We start from the raw sequence: 18,783 nt of genomic DNA on the forward strand, positions 1-18,783 counted from the left end.
TTCAACTACCTCGACCAAGTGTAGGCGAGAGCAGAACGAGAGTAAAGCCAGCACACACGGCCCTCCCTGATAGCGGCATCGGGCCCCCGTTACTATGGGGTCATTCTTTTCCTCTACTTCAGGAGATCTCCGTGCGCAAGCTTCTCGTTACCGGTGGGGCCGGTTTCATCGGTTCCAATTTCGTGCACTACGTGCTCGAGAACACCGATGACCACGTGACCGTGCTCGACAAACTGACCTACGCCGGCAACCTGGCCTCGCTCGAGGGGCTCGATCCCGAGCGGTTCACGTTCGTCAAGGGCGACATCGCTGACGCCGCCCTCGTCGACGGGCTGGTGAAGGATGCCGACGTGGTGGTGCACTACGCGGCCGAGAGCCACAACGACAACTCCCTGCACGACCCGCGCCCCTTCCTCGACACGAACATCATCGGCACGTTCACCCTGATCGAGGCGGCCCGCACCCACGATGTGCGCTTCCACCACATCTCGACAGACGAGGTCTACGGCGACCTCGAACTCGACGACCCGGAGCGCTTCACCGAGCAGACCCCGTACAACCCGTCGAGCCCGTACTCCTCGACCAAGGCCGGCAGCGACCTGCTGGTGCGCGCCTGGGTGCGCTCCTTTGGACTGCGCGCCACCATCTCGAACTGCTCGAACAACTACGGCCCGTACCAGCACGTCGAGAAGTTCATCCCCCGCCAGATCACGAACGTGCTCACCGGCGAGCGCCCCAAGCTCTACGGCGCGGGCGAGAACGTGCGCGACTGGATCCACGCGAACGACCACTCCTCGGCCGTTCTCACGATCATCGACAAGGGCGAGATCGGCGAGACCTACCTCATCGGCGCCGACGGCGAGAAGAACAACAAGCAGGTCGTCGAGCTGATCCTCGACACCCTCGGCCAGCCGTCCGACGCCTACGACCACGTCATCGACCGCCCGGGCCACGACCTGCGCTACGCGATCGACTCCACCAAGCTGCGCACCCAGCTCGGCTGGACCCCGCAGTACTCCGACTTCGAGTCGGGCCTGGCCTCCACGGTGGCCTGGTACCGCGACAACGAGAACTGGTGGAAGCCGCAGAAGGCCGAGACCGAGGCGAAGTACCAGCTTCAGGGGCAGTAGCGTGACGACCGCCGCTCCGACAGCAGCCGACGGAACGACGAACCTCACCGCGCGTGCCGTTCTGTTCGACATGGACGGCACGCTCGTCGACTCGACGGCCGTCGTCGAGCAGGTCTGGACCGCATTCGCGGCCGAGCACGGCCTGGATGCGCAGGCGATCATCGCGACCGGCCACGGCGTGCGGGCGGAGGACACGATGCTCCGCCACGGACCCGCCGGCTTCGACGTCGCCCGGGGCGCCGACCGCCTCTTCGACCTCGAGCTGGCCGCGGTCGACGGGATCGTCGCCGTTCCCGGGGCCGCCGCGTTCGTCGAGAGCCTGCCCGCGGCATCCATCGCCCTCGTCACCTCTGCGAGGCGCGCGCTCGCGCTGCGCCGCCTCGAGCTGGCCGAGGTGCCGGCCCCCGGAGTGGTCGTCACCGCGGCCGACGTCGAGCACGGCAAACCCGCCCCCGACTGCTACTTGATGGCGGCGTCGCTGCTGGGCGTCGACCCCGCCGACGCGATCGTCTTCGAGGATGCCGAGGCCGGCATCGCCGCGGGTCTCGCGGCGGGCATGCGCACCGTGGTCGTGGGCTCGCACGAGAGCGAGACCACCCGCGGGCTTCCGCGCATCCGCGACTATCGCGACGTCGTCGTGACCCTGAGCGAGCCTCTCGCCGGCGACGCCGATCCCCGGCCGAGCTTCACCATCGCACTGCCCCTCTAGAATCGACGCGCCCGCGACTTTTGCGACCGGTGCAGAACGGACAGCCATGACTTCGACTCCCCGCCTCGTCGCCTTCGATCTCGACGACACCCTCGCTCCGTCGAAGACGGCCATCGATCCGCGCATGGCCGACCTGCTGCTCGAGCTGCTCGAGCGCGTCGAGGTCTGCATCATCTCGGGCGGCCAGTACGGCCAGTTCACGGCCCAGGTCATCGACAGGCTCACGAACGCGAGCGCCGCGGCCCTCGAGCGACTGCACCTCATGCCCACCTGCGGCACCCAGTACTACCGATACGGCGGAGGCACGTGGAATCAGGTCTACGCACAGAACCTCACCGACGACGAGAAGCAGCGTGCGCTCGCCGCCGTCGAGTCGGAGGCCAAGCGGCTCGGCTACTGGGAGAGCGAGACCTGGGGCCCGATCCTCGAGGACCGCGGATCGCAGATCACGTTCTCGGCTCTCGGCCAGGGCGCTCCCGTGGCCGAGAAGTCGGTGTGGGACGCCGACGGGGTGAAGAAGAACACGCTGCGCGAGGCCGTGCAGGCGCTTCTTCCCGACCTCGAGGTGCGCAGCGGGGGCTCGACCTCCGTCGACATCACGCGACAGGGCATCGACAAGGCCTATGGAATGACGCGCCTGGCCGAGATCACGGGAATCCCCCTCGACGACATGCTGTTCGTGGGCGACCGCCTCGACCCCGACGGCAACGACTACCCGGTGAAGGTGATAGGGGTCGAATGCCACGCGGTCGAGGGCTGGCACGACACGGCCGCCTACCTCGACGAGCTCATCCCGACGCTGTAGGCCCCCGCTCCCTGAGCCCGTCCGTTCCCTGAGCCTGTCGAAGGGAACCCGTCTCGACAGGCTCGACGAACGGGGGTCCCGTTCCCTGAGCCTGTCGAAGGTCCCCGTCTCGACAAGCTCGACGAACGGGGGGCCCGCTCCCTGAGCCCGTCGAAGGGCCCGTCTCGACAAGCTCGACGAACGGGGACCCCGCTCCCTGAGCCCGTCGAAGGGCCCCGTCTCGACAAGCTCGACGAACGGGGGGCCCGTTCCCTGAGCCTGTCGAAGGGAACCCGTCTCGACAAGCTCGACGAACGGGGCCGCCGGCGATCACCAGGTGGAGTCGCCCCTGATCACCGCGTCGCTGCCGCCGTCGACGAACACGACCTGGCCGCAGAGGTGCGAGTTCTCCTCGCTCACAAGCCACGCGAGCAGTCGCGCCGGCACGATCGCCTCGGCGAATCCGTTGAGCGGCATGGGCACGCCCTGGCGGATCTGCTCCCTGCCCTCCTCGGTCTCGAGCAGCGGCGCGGTCATGGGAGTCACGATGACCCCCGGCGCGATCGCGTTCAGGGGGATGCCCGCACCGGCCCAGTCGGGCGTCGGAGCGCTGCGCCTGATCCACTGCGCGAACGCCTTCTTGGTCGAAGCGTAGATCGAGCCGCCGGTGCCTCCCTGCGACACGGCCTCGGCCCTCGCGAGCGCCGCCGCCTCGTCACCCGCGGTCATCGCGGCGACGAGTTCGTCGTCGACGGGGTGCAGGCTCGCCATGGAGGCGACCCCGACGGCGCGCGGCGCGTCGGACGTCGCGAGCAGCGGGCGGAGCCCCTCGAGCGTGGCGACCATTCCGAAGAAGTTGACCCCGACGGTGGCGGGGATCTCGGCCGCGAGTCCTGCGATCGCGAGCACCCCGTCGATGGACCCGCCGCTGATGCGCTCGACCTCGGTCACAAGCGTCGAGCGGCCCTCCTCCGTGGTGAGGTCGACCGTGATGTCGGCGTTCTTCAGGTCGACGCCGATGACGGTGGCGCCCCGTTCCGCAAGAAGGGCGGCGGTGGCCTGCCCGATTCCGGATGCGGCTCCGGTGACGACGTACGTGCGAGTCATGCGATCTCCTTTGATCGTGAAAAGGTTTCCATTGGAAAGCATATCTGTCGACTAGCGTGGACTCCATGGTCGGCGGCGAATCCTCAGGCGAGCAGGCCGCTCCTCTGCAGTACCGCTCCGAGCTCGTCGCGATCCTTGCCGACCTGCAGGGCGTGTGGGACTCGCCGCGGTTCCAGTCCGGCATCGCGCACTCGCGACGACGCGACTTCGGCGCCATCGAGGTGCGCATCCTCTGGACCCTGGCCCGTCGCGGCCCGCTCCGGTCGTCGGCCCTCGCCCAGCTGCTGGTGACCGGCGCCCCGACGATCAGCAAGGCGCTCGTCAAGCTGACGGCATCCGGTCTCGTTCGCCGCGATGTCGACGCCAGCGACGGCCGCGCGCACACGATCGCGCTCACCGATGCGGGAGTGGCCGCCGCGCAGGACCTCTACGACGCGGGCGACGACATGATCTCCGAGCTTCTCGCGGACTGGCCGGCCGACGAGGCCGCCGACTTCACGCGCTTCGCCCGACGCTTCCTCGAACAGACCATCGCCTACGCGACGCGCCTGCCCGCTCCCTGAGCTCGTTCCCTGAGCTTGTCGAAGGGGTGCCCCTCGACAGGCTCAGGGAACGGCGGGAGGGCCCTTCGACAGGCTCAGGGAACGAGGCGCAGGATGCGCCGGGCCCAGCGCAGCCACGGCAGATCGTGCGGCCAGTGGATGAACAGGGAGTGGAACCCCCGGCCGATGCGGGTGGCGAAACCGCTCGCATCGAAGAGCGGACGCATCGAGATGCCCATTCCCAGCCCTCGCACGTAGCGGATGCGTCGGCGCGGCCCGATGTGCATCGACAGGTCCATGTCGTCGTGAACGACCTCGTCTCCGCGGTGCACGGCGTCGCTCACCGACACCCAGGCATCGCGCCGGATGGCGAAGTTCGAGCCGAAGAGCGGCGGATGCCCGAGGGCCAGGAACACCGTGCCGAAGTAGGCGCCCAGATAGAACAGCGCCAGGGGCGCACGCAGGGCCTTCGGCCCGTCGATGAAGTGCGCGCCGCCGGTGACGGCGACGGCATCCGGATGCCTGACCAGGGCCCGTTCGATCAGCTCGAGCCAGTCGCGCCCGGGCAGGCAATCGGCATCCAGTCTCGCGATGACGTCGCAGGCGGCCTCGTCGTAGCCGGCCGCGCTGGCCGCCGGGATTCCGCCGCCCTCGATGAAGACCACGCGGGCGCCGGCGTCGCGGGCGACACGGGCGCTGTCGTCGGTCGATCCGTTGTCGACGACGACGATCTCATCGGGCCGGCGCGACTGGCCCGCGATCGCGCGCAGGCAGCGCGCCAGCAGGTCGGCGTCGTCCTTGACAGGGATGACGACCGAGATCGTCAGCGCGATGGCGTCTCGTCGCCCGATGCCTCGAAGAGGTCCGACTCGGCGTCGTCGCCGTCTTCGATGCGTTCGCCCGGCAGCTGGGTCTCTTCCGGCTCGTCCTCGGGCTGCGGCTCCTCGAGCGTGGCGGCCGCCGGGATGCGCACGCGCAGCGCGCCCGCGTCGACCCAGGTGCGGAAGGCGACCGTGGTGCCGAAGCTGTCGCCATCGAGCTCGATGTCGTGGGCACGGTCGAGCTTCACGACGAGCTCCTTGCCCTTCACGTAGTTGAGGGCGCGCACCTCTTTCGACAGACCGGCAAGGCGGCGGCCCGCGGCGGTGCGGCGCAGCACGCCGTTCTCCCAGACGATCTTCACGATGATCTGCACCCAGCCCACGACGCCCTTGGGTCGCAGCATCACGATGTCGAAGAGTCCGTCGTCGACGGCCGCCTCGGGAAGCAGCAGGATGTTGGCCGGCAGCGAGCCGCAGTTGCCGATGATGATGGTGTGGGCGCGCACGGAGTGGTTGCCCTGCTTGTCGAGGTTGTAGCGCATGCGCAGCTCGTTCTTGTCGCGCAGGGCCTTGGCGATGGCGCTCACATAGGCCAGCCAGCCGACCTTCTTCTTGAGGTCGTCGTCGGTGTTCGCGATCATCGTGGCGTCGATGCCGAGACCGGCCATCACCACGAAGGCGAACTTCTCGACAGAGCTGTCCTCGCGGCGCACCTGGATCATGCCGACGTCGATCGCCCGATCGTCGCCCGAGAACGCGGTCTCGACGGCGTGGTCGAGGTCGTTCAGGGTGAGGTCGAGGTTGCGGGCGAGCAGGTTGCCCGTTCCGCTGGGAAGCAGGGCGAGCGAGGCCTCGCTTCCGTGCACGGCTTCGGCGACCGACCGCACCGTGCCGTCACCGCCGGCCGCGAGGATCATGTCGGCACCGGCATCCAGAGCGTCTTTCGTGACACCCTGCCCCGGGTCGTCGACGCTCGTCTCGAACCAGAGCGTCTCGCCCCACCCGTTGGGGCCCTCGTGCCGCTCGACCGAGGCGCGCAGCGCGTCGAGGTCGACCTTGATCGGGTTGTAGACGACGGCGGCGACGGGCTTCTGGCTGTCGGATGCGTCGGGCTGGTTTTCGCTCATGGGTCAAGGGTATGGGTGACGTGCGATTGCGGGAATATATCCCTCCGACCGGATGCGCAAACGGCCGCGGAGGCCCTAAACTCTCCCGTCGATTCGCGGCCCCTCCCGCTAGGCTTGACTCTTGTGACCGAACCCACCCGCATCTCGCACCGCATCGCATCCATCGCCGAATCGGCGACCCTGAAGGTCGACAGCAAGGCCAAGGCGCTCCAGGCGCAGGGCCGCCCTGTCATCAGCTACGCGGCGGGCGAGCCCGACTTCGCCACCCCCTCGCACATCGTCGAAGCGGCGTCGCGCGCCGTGCTCGATCCCAAGAACTACAAGTACACCCCCGCGGTGGGCCTGCCCGACCTGCGCGAGGCCATCGCGGCGAAGACGCTGCGCGACTCGGGGCTCGAGGTGTCTGCCTCGCAGGTCATCGTCACCAACGGCGGCAAGCAGGCCGTCTACCAGAGCTTCGCCACACTGCTCGATCCGGGCGACGAGGTGCTCGTGCCCACTCCCTACTGGACCACGTACCCCGAGGCGATCCGTCTCGCGGGAGGCGTGCCGGTGGACGTGTTCGCGGGCAGCGACCAGAACTACCTCGTGACCGTCGAGCAGCTCGAGGCCGCACGCACCGAGCGCACCAAGGTGCTGCTGTTCGTGTCGCCGTCGAACCCGACCGGCGCGGTGTATTCAGAGGAGCAGACCAAGGCGATCGGCGAATGGGCCGACGAGCACGGACTCTGGGTCATCAGCGACGAGATCTACCAGAACCTCACCTATGACGGAGTGAAGGCGGTGTCGATCGTCGAGGCCGTTCCGGCGCTGGCCGACCGCACGATCCTGGTCAACGGCGTCGCGAAGACGTATGCCATGACCGGATGGCGGGTCGGGTGGATGGTCGGCCCGGCCGACGCCATCAAGGGCGCCGCGAACCTGCAGTCGCACCTCTCGAGCAACGTCTCGAACGTGTCGCAGCGCGCCGCCATCGAGGCCTTGAACGGTCCGCAGGACGCGGTCGAGGAGATGCGCCAGGCCTTCGACCGTCGGCGCAAGACCATCGTCGCGGGTCTCAACGAGATCGAGGGAATCGTCTGCCCGACTCCCGAGGGCGCGTTCTACGTCTACCCCGACGTCACCGGGCTGCTGGGGCGCACATGGGGCGGAGTCACTCCCACCACGTCGCTCGAGCTGGCCGATCTGATCCTCGACCAGGCCGAGGTCGCCGTCGTTCCCGGTGAGGCCTTCGGTCCCAGCGGGTTCCTGCGTCTGTCGTACGCCCTGGGCGACGAGCCGCTGGCCGAGGGCATCGCCCGCCTGCAGAAGCTCTTCGCGGTCTAGCCTCTAGCGGGTCGGGTCGGTTTCCCTTCGACAGGCTCAGGGAACGGCCCTTCGACAGGCTCAGGCAACGGCCCTGCCACAGGCTCAGGGAACGACAGGCCTAGACGCTGAGCAGGCGCAGCACGAGGGCGGCGATGCCCACCACCAGGAGCACCACGGGAGCTCCGAGTCCCTTGGTGTCGCTCACGCGCAGGTGGGCGACGACGGCGCCGATGAAGTAGACGATCACACCGATGGCCGCGGCGACGCCGATGGGCCACCAGAAGATGCCGGCCACGAGACCGAGGGCGGCCGCGATCTCGAGCACCCCGAGCATCCAGACCCTGTCGCGGGGCATGCGCACCACGTCCATGCCCTTCATGACGGTCTCGTTCTTGATGAGCTTGTTGTAGCCCGAGCCGCCGACGGCGATGGCGAGCAGGGCGGACACGATGATCGAAGCGAGGAACATGGGTTTTCTCCTGAGGTCGTGGCCAACGATACGACATCAGATCATCCGAAGCAAGACGATCTCACTCTGGACGAACTCGGCCGGGAGTCGTACCCTTGGGTCATGTCCCGCGACTCGATCGATATCTCCTCCGAGGCGTGCGCCGGTGCTGTTCAGGCTTCGATGCCGACGGGAGTCTGCTCCTCGGTCGACCACCCCGAGACGGCCGATCTCACCTGGCTGATGCATAGGGCAGCCGAGGTGCTGCGTGCCGACTTCGACGCTGTCGCGAAGGCAGCGGGGCTGGCCGATCTGCGCGACTGGCTGGTGTTGTCGGTGGTGACCGACGGCATCCCCCGCACCCAGCTCGAGATCGCCCGACAGCTCGGGATCGACAAGACCACGCTCATCGCGGTGCTCGATCGGCTCGAGGGCCGCGACCTCATCGTGCGCAGCGCCTCGCCGACCGACAGGCGGGTGCGCATCCCCGCTGCGACGGCGGCGGGCACAGCGGTCTATCAGAAGGTCACCGTGGAACGCGACGCCGCCATCGCGGCCAGACTGGGCGACGTGCCCGAGGCCGAGCAGCGGGCGCTGCGCTCGGCGCTGTGGACTATCGCCAGCGCGCCGTCGGCCTAGCCCTGGCGGGCTGTTACTTCGAGGCCTTCTTCTCTTTCTTCGAGATCGTCTCGCGCTCGGCCTCGAGCGTGGCCCGCAGATTGTCGTCGATGCGGTCGTCGACGACACCGAGGAACGGGTTGGCCAGCCGCTTCTTCGCGGGCAGCGACGACAGGTAGGCGGTGGCCGCCTTCTGCACGCGAACGGTCGCCCGCTCGATCTTCGAGACCGACGCATCGGGGGTGGCGGCGATCTCCGCGTGCTTCCCCAGAGCCTTGATGAGTTCGGCCAGCGCCGTGGTGATCTTCTTCGTCATGGGGGCATTCTCTCAGGCCAAGGTTAACGCGCAAGTCGAAGGCGATCATTGCTCACAAGCGCTGTTCCGCCCCGAACGGATGTGCAGAATCGAGCGCCACGGGGCGTGTCGTCGAGCGGGGTTCTACGATGGGTCAGGGCCCCGACGTCTGACCGGATCGCCCTCCCCCACTCTGCCGACGAAAGCCCTTCTTCTATGCGCATCGAACTCATCCGCCACGGCCAGACGGACTGGAACCGCGACGACCGGCTGCAGGGATCGAGCGACATTCCCCTCAACGCGACCGGCCGTGCGCAGGCCGTCGAGACCGCGGCCCTGCTCGCCGACCAGGGCCTGGCCGCCATCGTGTCGTCGCCGTTGGCGCGCGCCCGCGACACCGCTCGCATCATCGCCGACATCCTCGGCATCGAGCTCGGCGCCAGCTACGACGACCTCATCGAGCGCGACTACGCCTCCTTCGAGGGAACCGTGGCGTCGGGCCCCATGCCCGACGAGCCCGACGCCGAGTACCCCGATATCGAGAGCCGCGAGTCCGTGACGGTGCGCGGCATGCGCGCGATCGGCGAGATCCGCGACACACGACTGCCGATCGACGGGCCGGATGCGACGATCGCCGCGGTCTGCCACGGCACGATCATCCGATACGTCCTCTCCGAGATCCTCGGCGAGGAGATCCCCCACATCCACAACGCCGCCATCAACGAGATCGAGTGGGCCGACGGCTCGTGGCGCGTGCTGAGCGTCAACCGCATGCCGACGCTCGACGTCTCGGAGTAGTTCCTCCTGCGCTAGAGCGGCGCGATCAGCTCGAGCAACTCGAGTCGACCGCCACCCCGGGGCACCTCGCCCACGACGCGACCGCTGGCCATCGCCACGGTGCGGTCGCACTGCTCCTGCAGCTCGTCGAGGTCGGACGAGGTCATGATCACCGCTTTGCCCGCCGCCGTGATCTGCCCGAGGAGCCGCCACACCTCGGCGCGCTGCTCGGCGTCGAGCTCGCGGGTCGGCTCGACGAGCAGCAGCACTCGGTGCTCCGATGCCGGGAACAGCTCGAGCAGGCTGCGGATGCGCACCCACTCGTCATCGCGTCCCCGCATGCGCACGGCGTCGAGCGCCCGGGCACCCGGCGTCGACGCAAGCTGCTCGTCGTCACGGCTGACCAGCCCCGTGTTCACCAGCGTCGGCAGCATCGAGGGCGTCGCGGGCGCGGAGATGCCGCCCACGATGCGCACCCGGTACTTCGGCTGCACGGTCACGATGGCGAAGATGCCGGCGCGGATCGCGGCGATGGTCGTGCTCGTGTCGACGGGCAGCCCCTCAAGCAGCACCACGCCGGTGGGCGCGGTTCCCGCGGTGCGCCCGAACACGCTGAGCAGCAGTTCGTTGCGACCAGATCCCTCGAGTCCGGCCAGGCCGACGATCTCGCCGACCGCAGCGCTCACCGAGGCATCGACGACCACCGGGGTCGTGCGGTCGAACTCGTCGAGAGTGCTCCAGTTCACGATCTCGACCAGGGTTCCGGATGGCGACTCCGTCGCCCGGTCGCGTGGCGAAGGGCCCGTGGCGCCGGCCGGTGCCCGGCTGGCCGGTTCTTCACCGGCCATCACCCCGCCGGCCATCGCTCGGAGGAGCCGGCCACGGGCATCCACTCGACTGTCGCCGGGCCGCAGCACGGTCGTGACCGACCCCGACGAGAGAACCGATACCGCGTCGGCGATCTCGAGCGCCAGGAGAGGACGCTGCGAGGCGATGACGATGGCGACTCCGTCGTTCGCGAGGCGGCGCAGCACCTGCATGACGCGGTTGGCGCCGGCCTCGGTCAGACCGGCGGTCGGCTCGGTGAGGGCGATCGTGGTCGCCCCGTGGGCGAGTGCTCTAGCAACCTCGACGAGCACGCGCGACGCGTCGTCGAGCTCTTTCGCCGGAGTAGGGAGAGGCGTGTAGACGTCGACGCGGCGCAACAGGGCGGTCGTGCGGGTGCGCATCGACACCCGGTCGACGATGCCCGGAAGTCCGAACAGCCGGCGGCGCGGCTCGATGCCGAGAAACACGTTGTCAGCCAGGTCGAGGGTGCCGGTCAGGCCGGACACCCGCCGAACATGGGCGAAGGGAACCTCGCCCGCGACCTGAGCCAGGACGGCGTCGAGCCCGGGCGAGTCGACGCCGAGAACGACGTGGATCTCGCCCGGGCTCGGGCTGAACTGCTCGGGGATCAGCGGCCTCCGGAGCGGCGCTTGTTGTAGACGTCGAAGGCCACGGCGAAGAGCAGCACGAGGCCCTTGACGGCCTGCTGCCACTCGATGCCGATGCCCATGATCGACATACCGTTGTTCAGAACACCGATGATGAGACCACCGATGATGGCACCGCCGATGGTGCCGACACCACCCTGCACCGCGGCTCCACCGATGAAGGCGGCCGAGATGGCCTCGAGCTCGAAGCCGTCACCGGCCTTCGGGCCTGCGAGGTTGAGTCGCGCCGTGAAGATGAGGCCCGCGAGAGCCGCGAGGAAGCCCATGTTGACGAACAGCCAGAAGGTGACGTTGCGGGTCTTGATGCCCGAGAGCTCTGCAGCGTGCAGGTTGCCGCCGATGGCGTAGATGTGCCGGCCGAAGACCGAGCGGTTCATCACGATGCCGTAGACGAGCACGAGCACGGCGAGCACGATCAGCGTGATCGGGATGCCCTTGTAGCTGGCGAGCGCGTAGGCGAAGAATCCGATGGCCACGGCGATGAGCACGAGCTTGGCGACGAACCAGACGATCGGCTCGACGGCCTGGCCGTAGCTCGCGCGGCCCTTGCGGGTGCGGAACTGCTGCACGACGAGCGCGATGATCGCGATGGCGGCGACGCCGAGTGTCAGCGGATCGAGTTCGAGTTCACCGAAGACGTTGCTGAGGAAGCCGTTGCCCAGAGCGCGGTACTCGGTGGGGAACGAACCGATGTTGGCGTTGCCGAGCACGACGAGCGCGAGGCCTCGGAATATGAGCATGCCCGCGAGCGTCACGATGAACGCGGGTATGCCCACGAAGGCGATCCAGAAGCCCTGCCAGACACCCACGAGGGCTCCGACCAGCAGCGACAGGATGATCGACAGCCACCAGGGAAGACCCCATTGAACCGCGAAGACACCCGAGACGGCGCCGACGAAGGCCGCGACAGATCCGACCGACAGGTCGATGTGGCCGGCGATGATGACCATCACCATGCCGATCGCGAGAACGAGGATGTAGCCGTTCTGCACGATCAGGTTGGAGATGTTCTGCGGTCGCAGCAGGATGCCGTTGGTCAGCACGCTGAACAGCACCACCACCAGGATGAGCGCGATGAAGATGCCGTTCTTGCCGAGGTCGGACAAGATGTGGCTGAACCGTTCGGTGAACCTGTTCTCAACCGGGTTCACCTGGCTGCCGGCCGCGACGCCGTCGGCGGGCTTGGTCTCGAGGTCAGACATGTCGTTGTGCTCCTATATCCACCAGCGCGAGCGCTAGCGGGCCTTTTCCATGGTCATGAGTTTGAGCAGAGCCTCGGGGCTCGCCTCTTCGATCGGCAGTTCGCCGGTGATGCGTCCCTCGGAGAGGGCATAGATGCGGTCGCAGATTCCGAGCAGCTCGGGCAGTTCGCTCGAGATGACGATCACGCCTTTGCCCTCGGCGGCCAGCTTGTTGATGATGCTGTAGATCTCGTACTTCGCTCCCACGTCGATGCCTCGGGTGGGCTCGTCGAGGATCAGAACGTCGGGGTCGGAGTAGATCCACTTCGACAGCACGACCTTCTGCTGGTTTCCGCCCGACAGCTTGCCGGTCTTCGCCAGCACGGTCGGAGACTTGATGTTCATGCTCTTGCGGTACTCGTTGGCGACGGTCCACTCCTGGCCGTCATTCACGAGGCCGAGCTTCTCGAGCTTCTTCAGCGCCGCCATCGAGATGTTGCGCTTGATGTCGTCGATGAGGTTGAGCCCGTAGGTCTTGCGGTCCTCCGTGGCGTAGGCGAGGCCGTTCGCGATCGCCTCCGACACGGTGCGGGTCTTGATCTCGACGCCGCTCTTGTAGACGCGGCCGCTGATCTTCGAGCCGTAGGTGCGGCCGAACAGGCTCATCGCGAACTCGGTGCGGCCGGCGCCCATGAGCCCGGCGATGCCCACGATCTCTCCACGACGCACGTTGATGTTCACGTTGTCGACCATCACGCGGCTCGGGTCCTGGGGGTGGTGCGCGGTCCAGTCTTCGACGCGCAGGATCTCGTCGCCGATGTGCGGCGTGTGATCGGGGTAGCGGTGCTCGAGGTCGCGGCCCACCATGTCTTTGATGATGCGCTCTTCGGTGACGTCGCTCTTCTTGATCGTCTCGATCGTCTTGCCGTCACGGATGACCGTGACGGAGTCGGCGACCTTCTTGATCTCGTTCAGCTTGTGGCTGATGATGATCGCCGTGATCCCCTGCTCCTTCAGGTGCAGGATCAGGTTCAGCAGGTGGTCGCTGTCTTCATCGTTCAGGGCGGCGGTGGGCTCGTCGAGGATGAGCAGCTTCACGCGCTTCGACAGTGCCTTCGCGATCTCGACGAGCTGCTGCTTGCCGACTCCGATGTCCATGATCTTGGTCGTCGGGTTCTCGCGCAGGCCGACCCGGGCGAGCAGCTTGGCCGCCTCGGAGTTGGTCTTGTTCCAGTCGATGAGGCCCATGGCCCCACGCTGCTCGTTGTTGAGGAAGATGTTCTCGGCGATCGACAGGTACGGGCTCAGGGCCAGCTCCTGGTGGATGATGACGATGCCCTCGGCCTCGGAATCGCGGATGTCCTTGAACTCGACGATCTTGTCTTCGAAGACGATGTCGCCCTCGTAGGTACCGAACGGGTAGACACCCGACAGCACCTTCATGAGCGTGGACTTGCCGGCGCCGTTCTCGCCGCAGATGGCGTGCACCTGGCCACGGCCGACCTCGATCGTGACGTCTTGCAGCGCCTTGACGCCGGGGAACGTCTTGGTGATTCCCCGCATCTCGAGGATGTTGGGGGCACCGCCATCGAGCGGAGCGTCGCTGAGAGGTGCGTCGACCATGTCCGTCATCTGCGAACCTGCTTCCTTGCTGGTTGTTCGTGTGGTGGGTTTTACGTCGCCCTAGGCGGCGACGAGAGACTGGATGCGCCGGGCGCGCGACCCGATCGGGTCACGCGCCCGGAACATCCGGGATCTTTCGGGTATTAGCCCTTGATCTCGTCTTCAGTCCAGTAGCCGGAGTCGACCAGAACCTCGGTGATGTTGTCCTTCACGACGATCTGCGACTCGAGCAGGTAGGAAGGAACAACCTTCGCGCCGTTGTCGTAGTCCTTCGTGTTGTTGACCTCGGGCTCTTCGCCGTTGAGGATCGCGGTGGCCATGGCGACCGCGACCTTGGCGAGTTCGCGCGTGTCCTTGAAGATGGTCGCGTACTGCTCGCCCGAGTTGATCGCCTTGACCGAGTCGAGCTCGGCGTCCTGGCCGGAGATGGTCGGCCATTCGTCGCCCACCGTGTAGCCGGCGTCGGTGAGAGCCGAGATGATTCCACGCGAGATGCCGTCATAGGGCGAGAGAACCGCGTTGACCTTCTTGGATCCGTCGGAGTACGTGGAGGTCAGGATGTCCTCCATGCGGCTCTGTGCGGTTTCGCCGTCCCAGCGGAGGGTTGCGACCTGCTCGAAGTCGGTCTGGCCACTGCCGACGACGAGAACGCCGCTGTCGATGAGGGGCTGGATCTCCTGCATGGCGCCGTCGAAGAAGAACGTGGCGTTGTTGTCGTCGGGCGAACCGGCGAAGAGCTCGATGTTGAACGGGCCGGCGGGTGCGCCTGAGATGGGCGTTCCGTCGAGCTCGGTGAGGCCGAGACCGTTCAGCATCGACCAGGCCTGCTGCTGGCCGACCTTGAAGTTGTCGAACGACGCGTAGTAGTCGACGTTCTCGGTGTCGCGGATCAGGCGGTCGTAGGCGATGACGGGGATGTCGGCGTCGGCCGCATCCTGCAGAACGCTGGTGAGCGTGGTGCCGTCGATCGAGGCGACGATCAGGGCCTTGGCGCCCTTGGTGATCATGTTCTCGATCTGCGAGACCTGGGTGGGGATGTCGTCTTCTGCGTACTGCAGGTCGACGGTGAAGCCGGCGTCTTCGAGCTGCGACTTGACGGCGTCGCCGTCCTGGATCCAGCGCTCGCTCGACTTGGTGGGCATCGCGACGCCGATGAGGCCGCCGTCTCCGCCGCCTTCTCCGCCGCCGCTTGAGCCGCTGGAGCAGGCCGAGAGGCCGATGATCATCGCGCCGGCGGCGACGCCGGCGAGGAGGGTTTTGATTTTCACTGTGTGAATTCCTTTCGAATGTGCAGTGGACGTCGTTGTCTGCAGTGGTGCACGAACCGGCATCGTCCCGGAGACCGATTCGTTCGCCGTGCAGGGCGAGAGCCCAGCGCGGCAGAGGGGGGCGCGGGCTAGGGAGAGGATGGACGGGCTGCGCTGCGCGTGCTGCTGGCCATGTCTACGACTCCCTTGTCTGCTCTGGTGCGTGGTGCGATCCACATTCCTTGTGAACGTTCACAACGCGTGTTCATACTAGACCCGCAACGGATCACCGTGTCAACCACCATTTTGTGCCGTGTCACGATCGTTACCGATTCAGCGGCGGGCCGGTCGATCCGCGCACCACGAGGGTCGGAGCGATGATGCCGTCGTACTGCTCCCCCGCGTCGAGGCCGCCGAGAAGCAGAGCCACGCAGCGCCGGCCGAGCTCGGCGAAGTCCTGCCGCACCGTCGTCAGGGGCGGCCAGAAGTGGGCGGCATCCGGAATGTCGTCGAAGCCGACGATGCTGATGTCGCCCGGAACATCGAGACGGGCGTCGCGGATGGCGTGCATGAGCCCCAGGGCCATCTGGTCATTGGCCGCGAAGATGGCCGTGAAGTCGCGCACGCGCAGCAGCTCGCGCCCGGCGAAGTAGCCGAACTCGGCTGTCCAGTCGCCCAGGAACGGGGCCGTCGTCGGCATGTCCTGGGCGTTCATCTCGTCGAGGAAGCCGGTCATGCGCGCCTCCGCCTCGATCCAGTCCTGCGGGCCGGCCAGGTGGTAGATGGAACGGTGGCCGAGTTCGATCAGGTGGCGGGTTGCGAGACGCGCACCCATGATCTGGTCGACGGAGAGCGACCTGTCGCCGTCTGTCCCCGTCGACTGCAGGGTGACGATGGGCAGGCGCAGCGCCATGCCCGCGAGGGTGTCGAAGGTGCGCCGTTGCGGCGCGATGACCACGAGTCCCTCGATGGCCTGGTCGAGCAGCCGATCGATGGCGCGCACGATCGAGGTCGATTCGAAGCCCTGGATGTTCGCCGTCGTCACCGCGTAGCCGGCCGCGTTGGCCGCGTCCTCGATCGCCTGGATACTGGCGGCGGGGCCGTAGTTGGTGCGCGACGCCGACAGGATGCCGATGGTTCGGGAGCGGGACGTGACCAGCGCGCGGGCGGCCCGGTTGGGCCGGTACTGCAGCTGCTCCATCGAGTCGAGCACCCGCTGCTTGGTCTCGTCACGGATGTTGGGGGCGTCGTTGATGACTCTGGAGACCGTCTGGTGGGAGACCCCGGCGAGGCGCGCGACATCGTGCATGCTCGGCGCCCGTGACTTCTTCGCCACCGGCTCGGGTTCGTCTGCCACGCGCTCTAACCTCATCGTTGTTCACGTTCACAAGGGTGAGCGCCAGTCCATTATGCACGCGTCGCGGGTTGCGGCACCTCCGCGCTGCCCCTGAACTCGTGAGCAGGGGCTGCGTGCGCGCACACGCGACCTGCCACAGAACGCGCAGATCCGGCCGATGAACAGCACTCTCTGGCAAGTCGACGCCCACCCATCCACGCGACCTGTCACAGAGCGCGCAGATCCGGCCGGAGAACAGCACTCTCAGGCAAGTCGACGCCCACCCGCACGCGCGACCTGTCACAGAACGCGCAGATTCAGCCGGGAAACAGCACTCTCTGACAAGTCGACGCCCCGGCGGAGTCTCGAGTTGACCCGAAGTGCGGTCGTTTCCGCAAAAAGAGAGCACTTCGCGTCAGGTCGAGGTCTGGCGAACCTGACGATCTGACGGGAAGTGCTCTCTAGTGAAGCGAGTGAGGCGCGTGGAGCGCGGAGCTGTGCTGGGCCTAGCGGCCGAACGCCTGCGCGGCCGGGCAGTCGAACGGGTCTCCGCCGGCCGAGAGTCCGACCTTGTTGAGGTAGCGGATCACGATGCCGTACGACTGACGTAGACCGGTCTCGGTGTAGAGGATGTCGTGCTTCTCGCAGTACTCCTTGGCGATGGCCTGAGCCTTCTTGAGGTTCGGCCGGGCCATGTTCGGGAAGAGGTGGTGCTCGACCTGGTAGTTGAGTCCGCCCATGAAGGTGTCCATCGCGAAGCCGCCGCGGATGTTGCGCGAGGTCAGCACCTGGCGACGCAGGAAGTCGACCTTGCTGTCGTGAGGCAGCGTGGGCATTCCCTTGTGGTTCGGGGCGAACGAGGCGCCCATGTAGACGCCGAAGACGGCGAGCTGAACTCCGATGAAGGCGAAGGCCATTCCGGGCTCGAGCAGCAGGAAGATGACGATGACGTAGGCCGCGATGCGCGTGGTCAGCATGCTGATCTCGAGCCAGCGCTTGTCGACCTTGCCCTTGCCGAACACCGTGCGGAAGCCGTGGATGTGCAGGTTGAGGCCCTCGAACATCAGCACGGGGAAGAAGAAGTAACCCTGGCGCTTCGTGGCCCAGGCATAGAGGCCCTTCGACTTGGCCGCATCTTCAGGGATGAACGAGATGAAGTCGCGTTCGATGTCGGGGTCTTTGCCGAGCACATTGGGGTTGGCGTGGTGGCGGGAGTGCTTCGTCATCCACCACGAGTAGCTGATGCCCACGAAGAGATTGGCGAGAGCGCGTCCGGCGATGTCGTTCGCCTTGCCCGAGGTGAAGACCTGACGGTGCGAGGCCTCATGAGCTAGGAACGCGAACTGGGTGAAGATGATGCCGAGTGCGGCAGCCATCAGCAGCTGGAACCACGAGTCGCCGAGCAGCACGATGCCGACGCCGACGCCCCCGAGGGCGGCGACGAGCACGCCGAACATGGAGTAGTAGAAGCCCTTGCGGCGGCGCAGCAGGCCGGCGTCGCGAACGGTGTTGAGCAGCGAGGAGTACTCGCTGGTCGGGCTGGTGCGCGCCCCGCCGGGCTTGGTCTTCGTGAACGTGATGCGCGGTTTTACTGTGTCAGTCACAGAGGCCCCCTTCGGCCATCGGGCCCGAGCAGGGCAGCAAGACAACCGGGTTCTAGGGGTGACTTGTTGCTACTCTACGGGGCGCGGCCTCGATCATGGGGTCGAAGGCCGGATGCACGGACGACCCACAGGCGCTTGCCAGCCCCGGTGCGTCACGCGGGCGATCGGTGCGTCTGTATATAACGCAGGATGCATATGACTGCTCCCCCGAGCAGGGCGCCGCTCGTATTGGCCGCGACATCGCCGAGCGAGGCGTATCGTGCGGGAAGAAAAAGCAGCTGCGCGAGTTCGATGCACGCCGACGCGAGCAGGCCGAGCACACCCGACACCCACCAGAGGGACGGCCGCACGAGGATCGCGATCAGGGCGCCGATGGGCACGAACATCACGACGTTCGAGGCCGACTCGACGACCGCATAGGTCACCCAGTGCGGCAGGCCGTTGCGATGCAGAAACGCGAGCGTGCGGCCGATCGCCAGGTGGAAAGGCCTGTCGACCGGCGTGGGCCAGAAGGTGATGGCGATCACCGCCAGGGTGATCAGCCCCAGAGCCCTCCATGCCCAACGTCTGAATCGAGGGCTGTCCATTCGCCGAGGGTACCCGAACCGTGTTTCGACGCCATTTCCGTCG

General features: G+C 67.0%; 19 protein-coding genes. 7 read left to right on the forward strand and 12 right to left on the reverse strand.

Annotated elements, in window-relative coordinates; translation table 11 throughout:
- The first annotated feature begins 131 nt into the window (after positions 1-131).
- Genes rfbB through ASF51_RS01570 form a run of 3 tightly spaced genes read left to right on the forward strand, consistent with a single transcriptional unit; the run spans position 132 to position 2,644 of the window.
- Positions 132-1,130, forward strand: coding sequence for a dTDP-glucose 4,6-dehydratase (gene rfbB, locus ASF51_RS01560; protein WP_055924242.1), 999 nt, complete (start codon positions 132-134; stop codon positions 1,128-1,130).
- A 1-nt stretch (position 1,131) separates the two neighbouring features.
- Positions 1,132-1,839, forward strand: a complete 708-nt coding sequence (locus ASF51_RS01565) for an HAD-IA family hydrolase (RefSeq protein ID WP_055924245.1) — start codon at positions 1,132-1,134, stop codon at positions 1,837-1,839.
- Between the two features lie 46 nt (positions 1,840-1,885).
- Entirely contained in the window at positions 1,886-2,644 is a 759-nt protein-coding gene (locus ASF51_RS01570; protein WP_055924248.1) for an HAD-IIB family hydrolase, read from the forward strand.
- A 309-nt stretch (positions 2,645-2,953) separates the two neighbouring features.
- On the opposite strand, the gene ASF51_RS01575 is transcribed toward ASF51_RS01570, so the two are convergent.
- Positions 2,954-3,730: an SDR family oxidoreductase gene (locus ASF51_RS01575; protein ID WP_055924251.1), complete on the reverse strand. Its 777-nt coding sequence runs from the start codon at positions 3,728-3,730 to the stop codon at positions 2,954-2,956.
- A 65-nt stretch (positions 3,731-3,795) separates the two neighbouring features.
- Between ASF51_RS01575 and ASF51_RS01580 the strand changes: the two genes are divergently transcribed.
- The gene (locus tag ASF51_RS01580) at positions 3,796-4,293 is read left to right on the forward strand and encodes a MarR family winged helix-turn-helix transcriptional regulator (protein WP_055924254.1); all 498 of its coding nucleotides are present in this window, start codon (positions 3,796-3,798) and stop codon (positions 4,291-4,293) included.
- A 74-nt stretch (positions 4,294-4,367) separates the two neighbouring features.
- On the opposite strand, the gene ASF51_RS01585 is transcribed toward ASF51_RS01580, so the two are convergent.
- Complete coding sequence (locus ASF51_RS01585; RefSeq protein WP_055924258.1) at positions 4,368-5,123, reverse strand: glycosyltransferase family A protein; 756 nt, start codon at positions 5,121-5,123, stop codon at positions 4,368-4,370.
- Entirely contained in the window at positions 5,096-6,220 is a 1,125-nt protein-coding gene (locus tag ASF51_RS01590) for a diacylglycerol kinase family protein (RefSeq protein ID WP_082479451.1), read from the reverse strand. The genes ASF51_RS01585 and ASF51_RS01590 overlap by 28 nt, the downstream gene beginning before the upstream one ends.
- Before the next feature lie 123 nt (positions 6,221-6,343).
- Between ASF51_RS01590 and ASF51_RS01595 the strand changes: the two genes are divergently transcribed.
- The gene (locus tag ASF51_RS01595) at positions 6,344-7,546 is read left to right on the forward strand and encodes a pyridoxal phosphate-dependent aminotransferase (RefSeq protein ID WP_055924261.1); all 1,203 of its coding nucleotides are present in this window, start codon (positions 6,344-6,346) and stop codon (positions 7,544-7,546) included.
- A 100-nt stretch (positions 7,547-7,646) separates the two neighbouring features.
- Here ASF51_RS01595 and ASF51_RS01600 read toward each other — a convergent pair whose 3' ends face one another.
- On the reverse strand, positions 7,647-7,997 hold the full coding sequence (locus ASF51_RS01600; RefSeq protein WP_055924264.1) for a DoxX family protein: 351 nt from the start codon (positions 7,995-7,997) through the stop codon (positions 7,647-7,649).
- Between the two features lie 102 nt (positions 7,998-8,099).
- On the opposite strand from ASF51_RS01600, the gene ASF51_RS01605 reads away from it, so the two are divergent.
- On the forward strand, positions 8,100-8,615 hold the full coding sequence (locus ASF51_RS01605; RefSeq protein ID WP_157411954.1) for a MarR family winged helix-turn-helix transcriptional regulator: 516 nt from the start codon (positions 8,100-8,102) through the stop codon (positions 8,613-8,615).
- 13 nt (positions 8,616-8,628) lie between these two features.
- Here the strand turns inward: ASF51_RS01605 and ASF51_RS01610 are convergent, their stop codons facing one another.
- Positions 8,629-8,910, reverse strand: coding sequence for a hypothetical protein (locus tag ASF51_RS01610; protein WP_055924271.1), 282 nt, complete (start codon positions 8,908-8,910; stop codon positions 8,629-8,631).
- A 195-nt stretch (positions 8,911-9,105) separates the two neighbouring features.
- Here ASF51_RS01610 and ASF51_RS01615 point away from each other — a divergent pair, with 195 nt between their 5' ends.
- Positions 9,106-9,687, forward strand: a complete 582-nt coding sequence (locus ASF51_RS01615; protein ID WP_055924274.1) for a histidine phosphatase family protein — start codon at positions 9,106-9,108, stop codon at positions 9,685-9,687.
- An 11-nt stretch (positions 9,688-9,698) separates the two neighbouring features.
- Here ASF51_RS01615 and ASF51_RS01620 read toward each other — a convergent pair whose 3' ends face one another.
- The 7 genes from ASF51_RS01620 to ASF51_RS01650 all read right to left on the reverse strand — a co-directional run bounded on the left by ASF51_RS01620 (position 9,699) and on the right by ASF51_RS01650 (position 18,740).
- Positions 9,699-11,000, reverse strand: coding sequence for a sugar ABC transporter ATP-binding protein (locus tag ASF51_RS01620; RefSeq protein ID WP_055924278.1), 1,302 nt, complete (start codon positions 10,998-11,000; stop codon positions 9,699-9,701).
- Positions 11,001-11,122: 122 nt separating this feature from the next.
- Complete coding sequence (gene mmsB, locus ASF51_RS01625) at positions 11,123-12,364, reverse strand: multiple monosaccharide ABC transporter permease (RefSeq protein WP_055924280.1); 1,242 nt, start codon at positions 12,362-12,364, stop codon at positions 11,123-11,125.
- A gap of 33 nt (positions 12,365-12,397) precedes the next feature.
- A complete protein-coding gene (gene mmsA / locus ASF51_RS01630) occupies positions 12,398-13,966 on the reverse strand; it encodes a multiple monosaccharide ABC transporter ATP-binding protein (protein ID WP_055927697.1) in 1,569 nt (522 codons plus the stop codon).
- A 143-nt stretch (positions 13,967-14,109) separates the two neighbouring features.
- Positions 14,110-15,234 carry a multiple monosaccharide ABC transporter substrate-binding protein gene (gene chvE, locus ASF51_RS01635; protein WP_055924285.1) on the reverse strand — a complete coding sequence of 375 codons (1,125 nt, stop codon included), beginning with the start codon at positions 15,232-15,234 and terminating at the stop codon, positions 14,110-14,112.
- Between the two features lie 304 nt (positions 15,235-15,538).
- On the reverse strand, positions 15,539-16,522 hold the full coding sequence (locus ASF51_RS01640) for a LacI family DNA-binding transcriptional regulator (protein WP_235497179.1): 984 nt from the start codon (positions 16,520-16,522) through the stop codon (positions 15,539-15,541).
- A 533-nt stretch (positions 16,523-17,055) separates the two neighbouring features.
- Positions 17,056-18,153, reverse strand: a complete 1,098-nt coding sequence (locus ASF51_RS01645; protein ID WP_082479452.1) for an acyl-CoA desaturase — start codon at positions 18,151-18,153, stop codon at positions 17,056-17,058.
- A 152-nt stretch (positions 18,154-18,305) separates the two neighbouring features.
- Positions 18,306-18,740, reverse strand: coding sequence for a VanZ family protein (locus ASF51_RS01650; protein WP_055924291.1), 435 nt, complete (start codon positions 18,738-18,740; stop codon positions 18,306-18,308).
- Positions 18,741-18,783: the final 43 nt, after the last annotated feature.

The organism is Agreia sp. Leaf283 (assembly GCF_001422485.1).
In the GTDB taxonomy this organism is placed as follows: Bacteria; Actinomycetota; Actinomycetes; order Actinomycetales; family Microbacteriaceae; genus Agreia.

Excerpts from the sequence above, each read along its gene's own strand:
- ASF51_RS01615 (WP_055924274.1), top strand. The coding sequence starts at position 9,106 with ATGCGCATCGAACTCATCCGCCACGGCCAGACGGACTGGAACCGCGAC.
- ASF51_RS01580 (WP_055924254.1), top strand. The coding sequence starts at position 3,796 with ATGGTCGGCGGCGAATCCTCAGGCGAGCAGGCCGCTCCTCTGCAGTAC.
- mmsB (WP_055924280.1), bottom strand. The coding sequence starts at position 12,364 with ATGTCTGACCTCGAGACCAAGCCCGCCGACGGCGTCGCGGCCGGCAGC.
- ASF51_RS01600 (WP_055924264.1), bottom strand. The coding sequence starts at position 7,997 with ATGTTCCTCGCTTCGATCATCGTGTCCGCCCTGCTCGCCATCGCCGTC.
- ASF51_RS01650 (WP_055924291.1), bottom strand. The coding sequence starts at position 18,740 with ATGGACAGCCCTCGATTCAGACGTTGGGCATGGAGGGCTCTGGGGCTG.
- mmsA (WP_055927697.1), bottom strand. The coding sequence starts at position 13,966 with ATGGTCGACGCACCTCTCAGCGACGCTCCGCTCGATGGCGGTGCCCCC.
- ASF51_RS01605 (WP_157411954.1), top strand. The coding sequence starts at position 8,100 with ATGTCCCGCGACTCGATCGATATCTCCTCCGAGGCGTGCGCCGGTGCT.
- ASF51_RS01570 (WP_055924248.1), top strand. The coding sequence starts at position 1,886 with ATGACTTCGACTCCCCGCCTCGTCGCCTTCGATCTCGACGACACCCTC.
- ASF51_RS01610 (WP_055924271.1), bottom strand. The coding sequence starts at position 8,910 with ATGACGAAGAAGATCACCACGGCGCTGGCCGAACTCATCAAGGCTCTG.
- ASF51_RS01640 (WP_235497179.1), bottom strand. The coding sequence starts at position 16,522 with ATGCACGATGTCGCGCGCCTCGCCGGGGTCTCCCACCAGACGGTCTCC.
- ASF51_RS01575 (WP_055924251.1), bottom strand. The coding sequence starts at position 3,730 with ATGACTCGCACGTACGTCGTCACCGGAGCCGCATCCGGAATCGGGCAG.
- ASF51_RS01590 (WP_082479451.1), bottom strand. The coding sequence starts at position 6,220 with ATGAGCGAAAACCAGCCCGACGCATCCGACAGCCAGAAGCCCGTCGCC.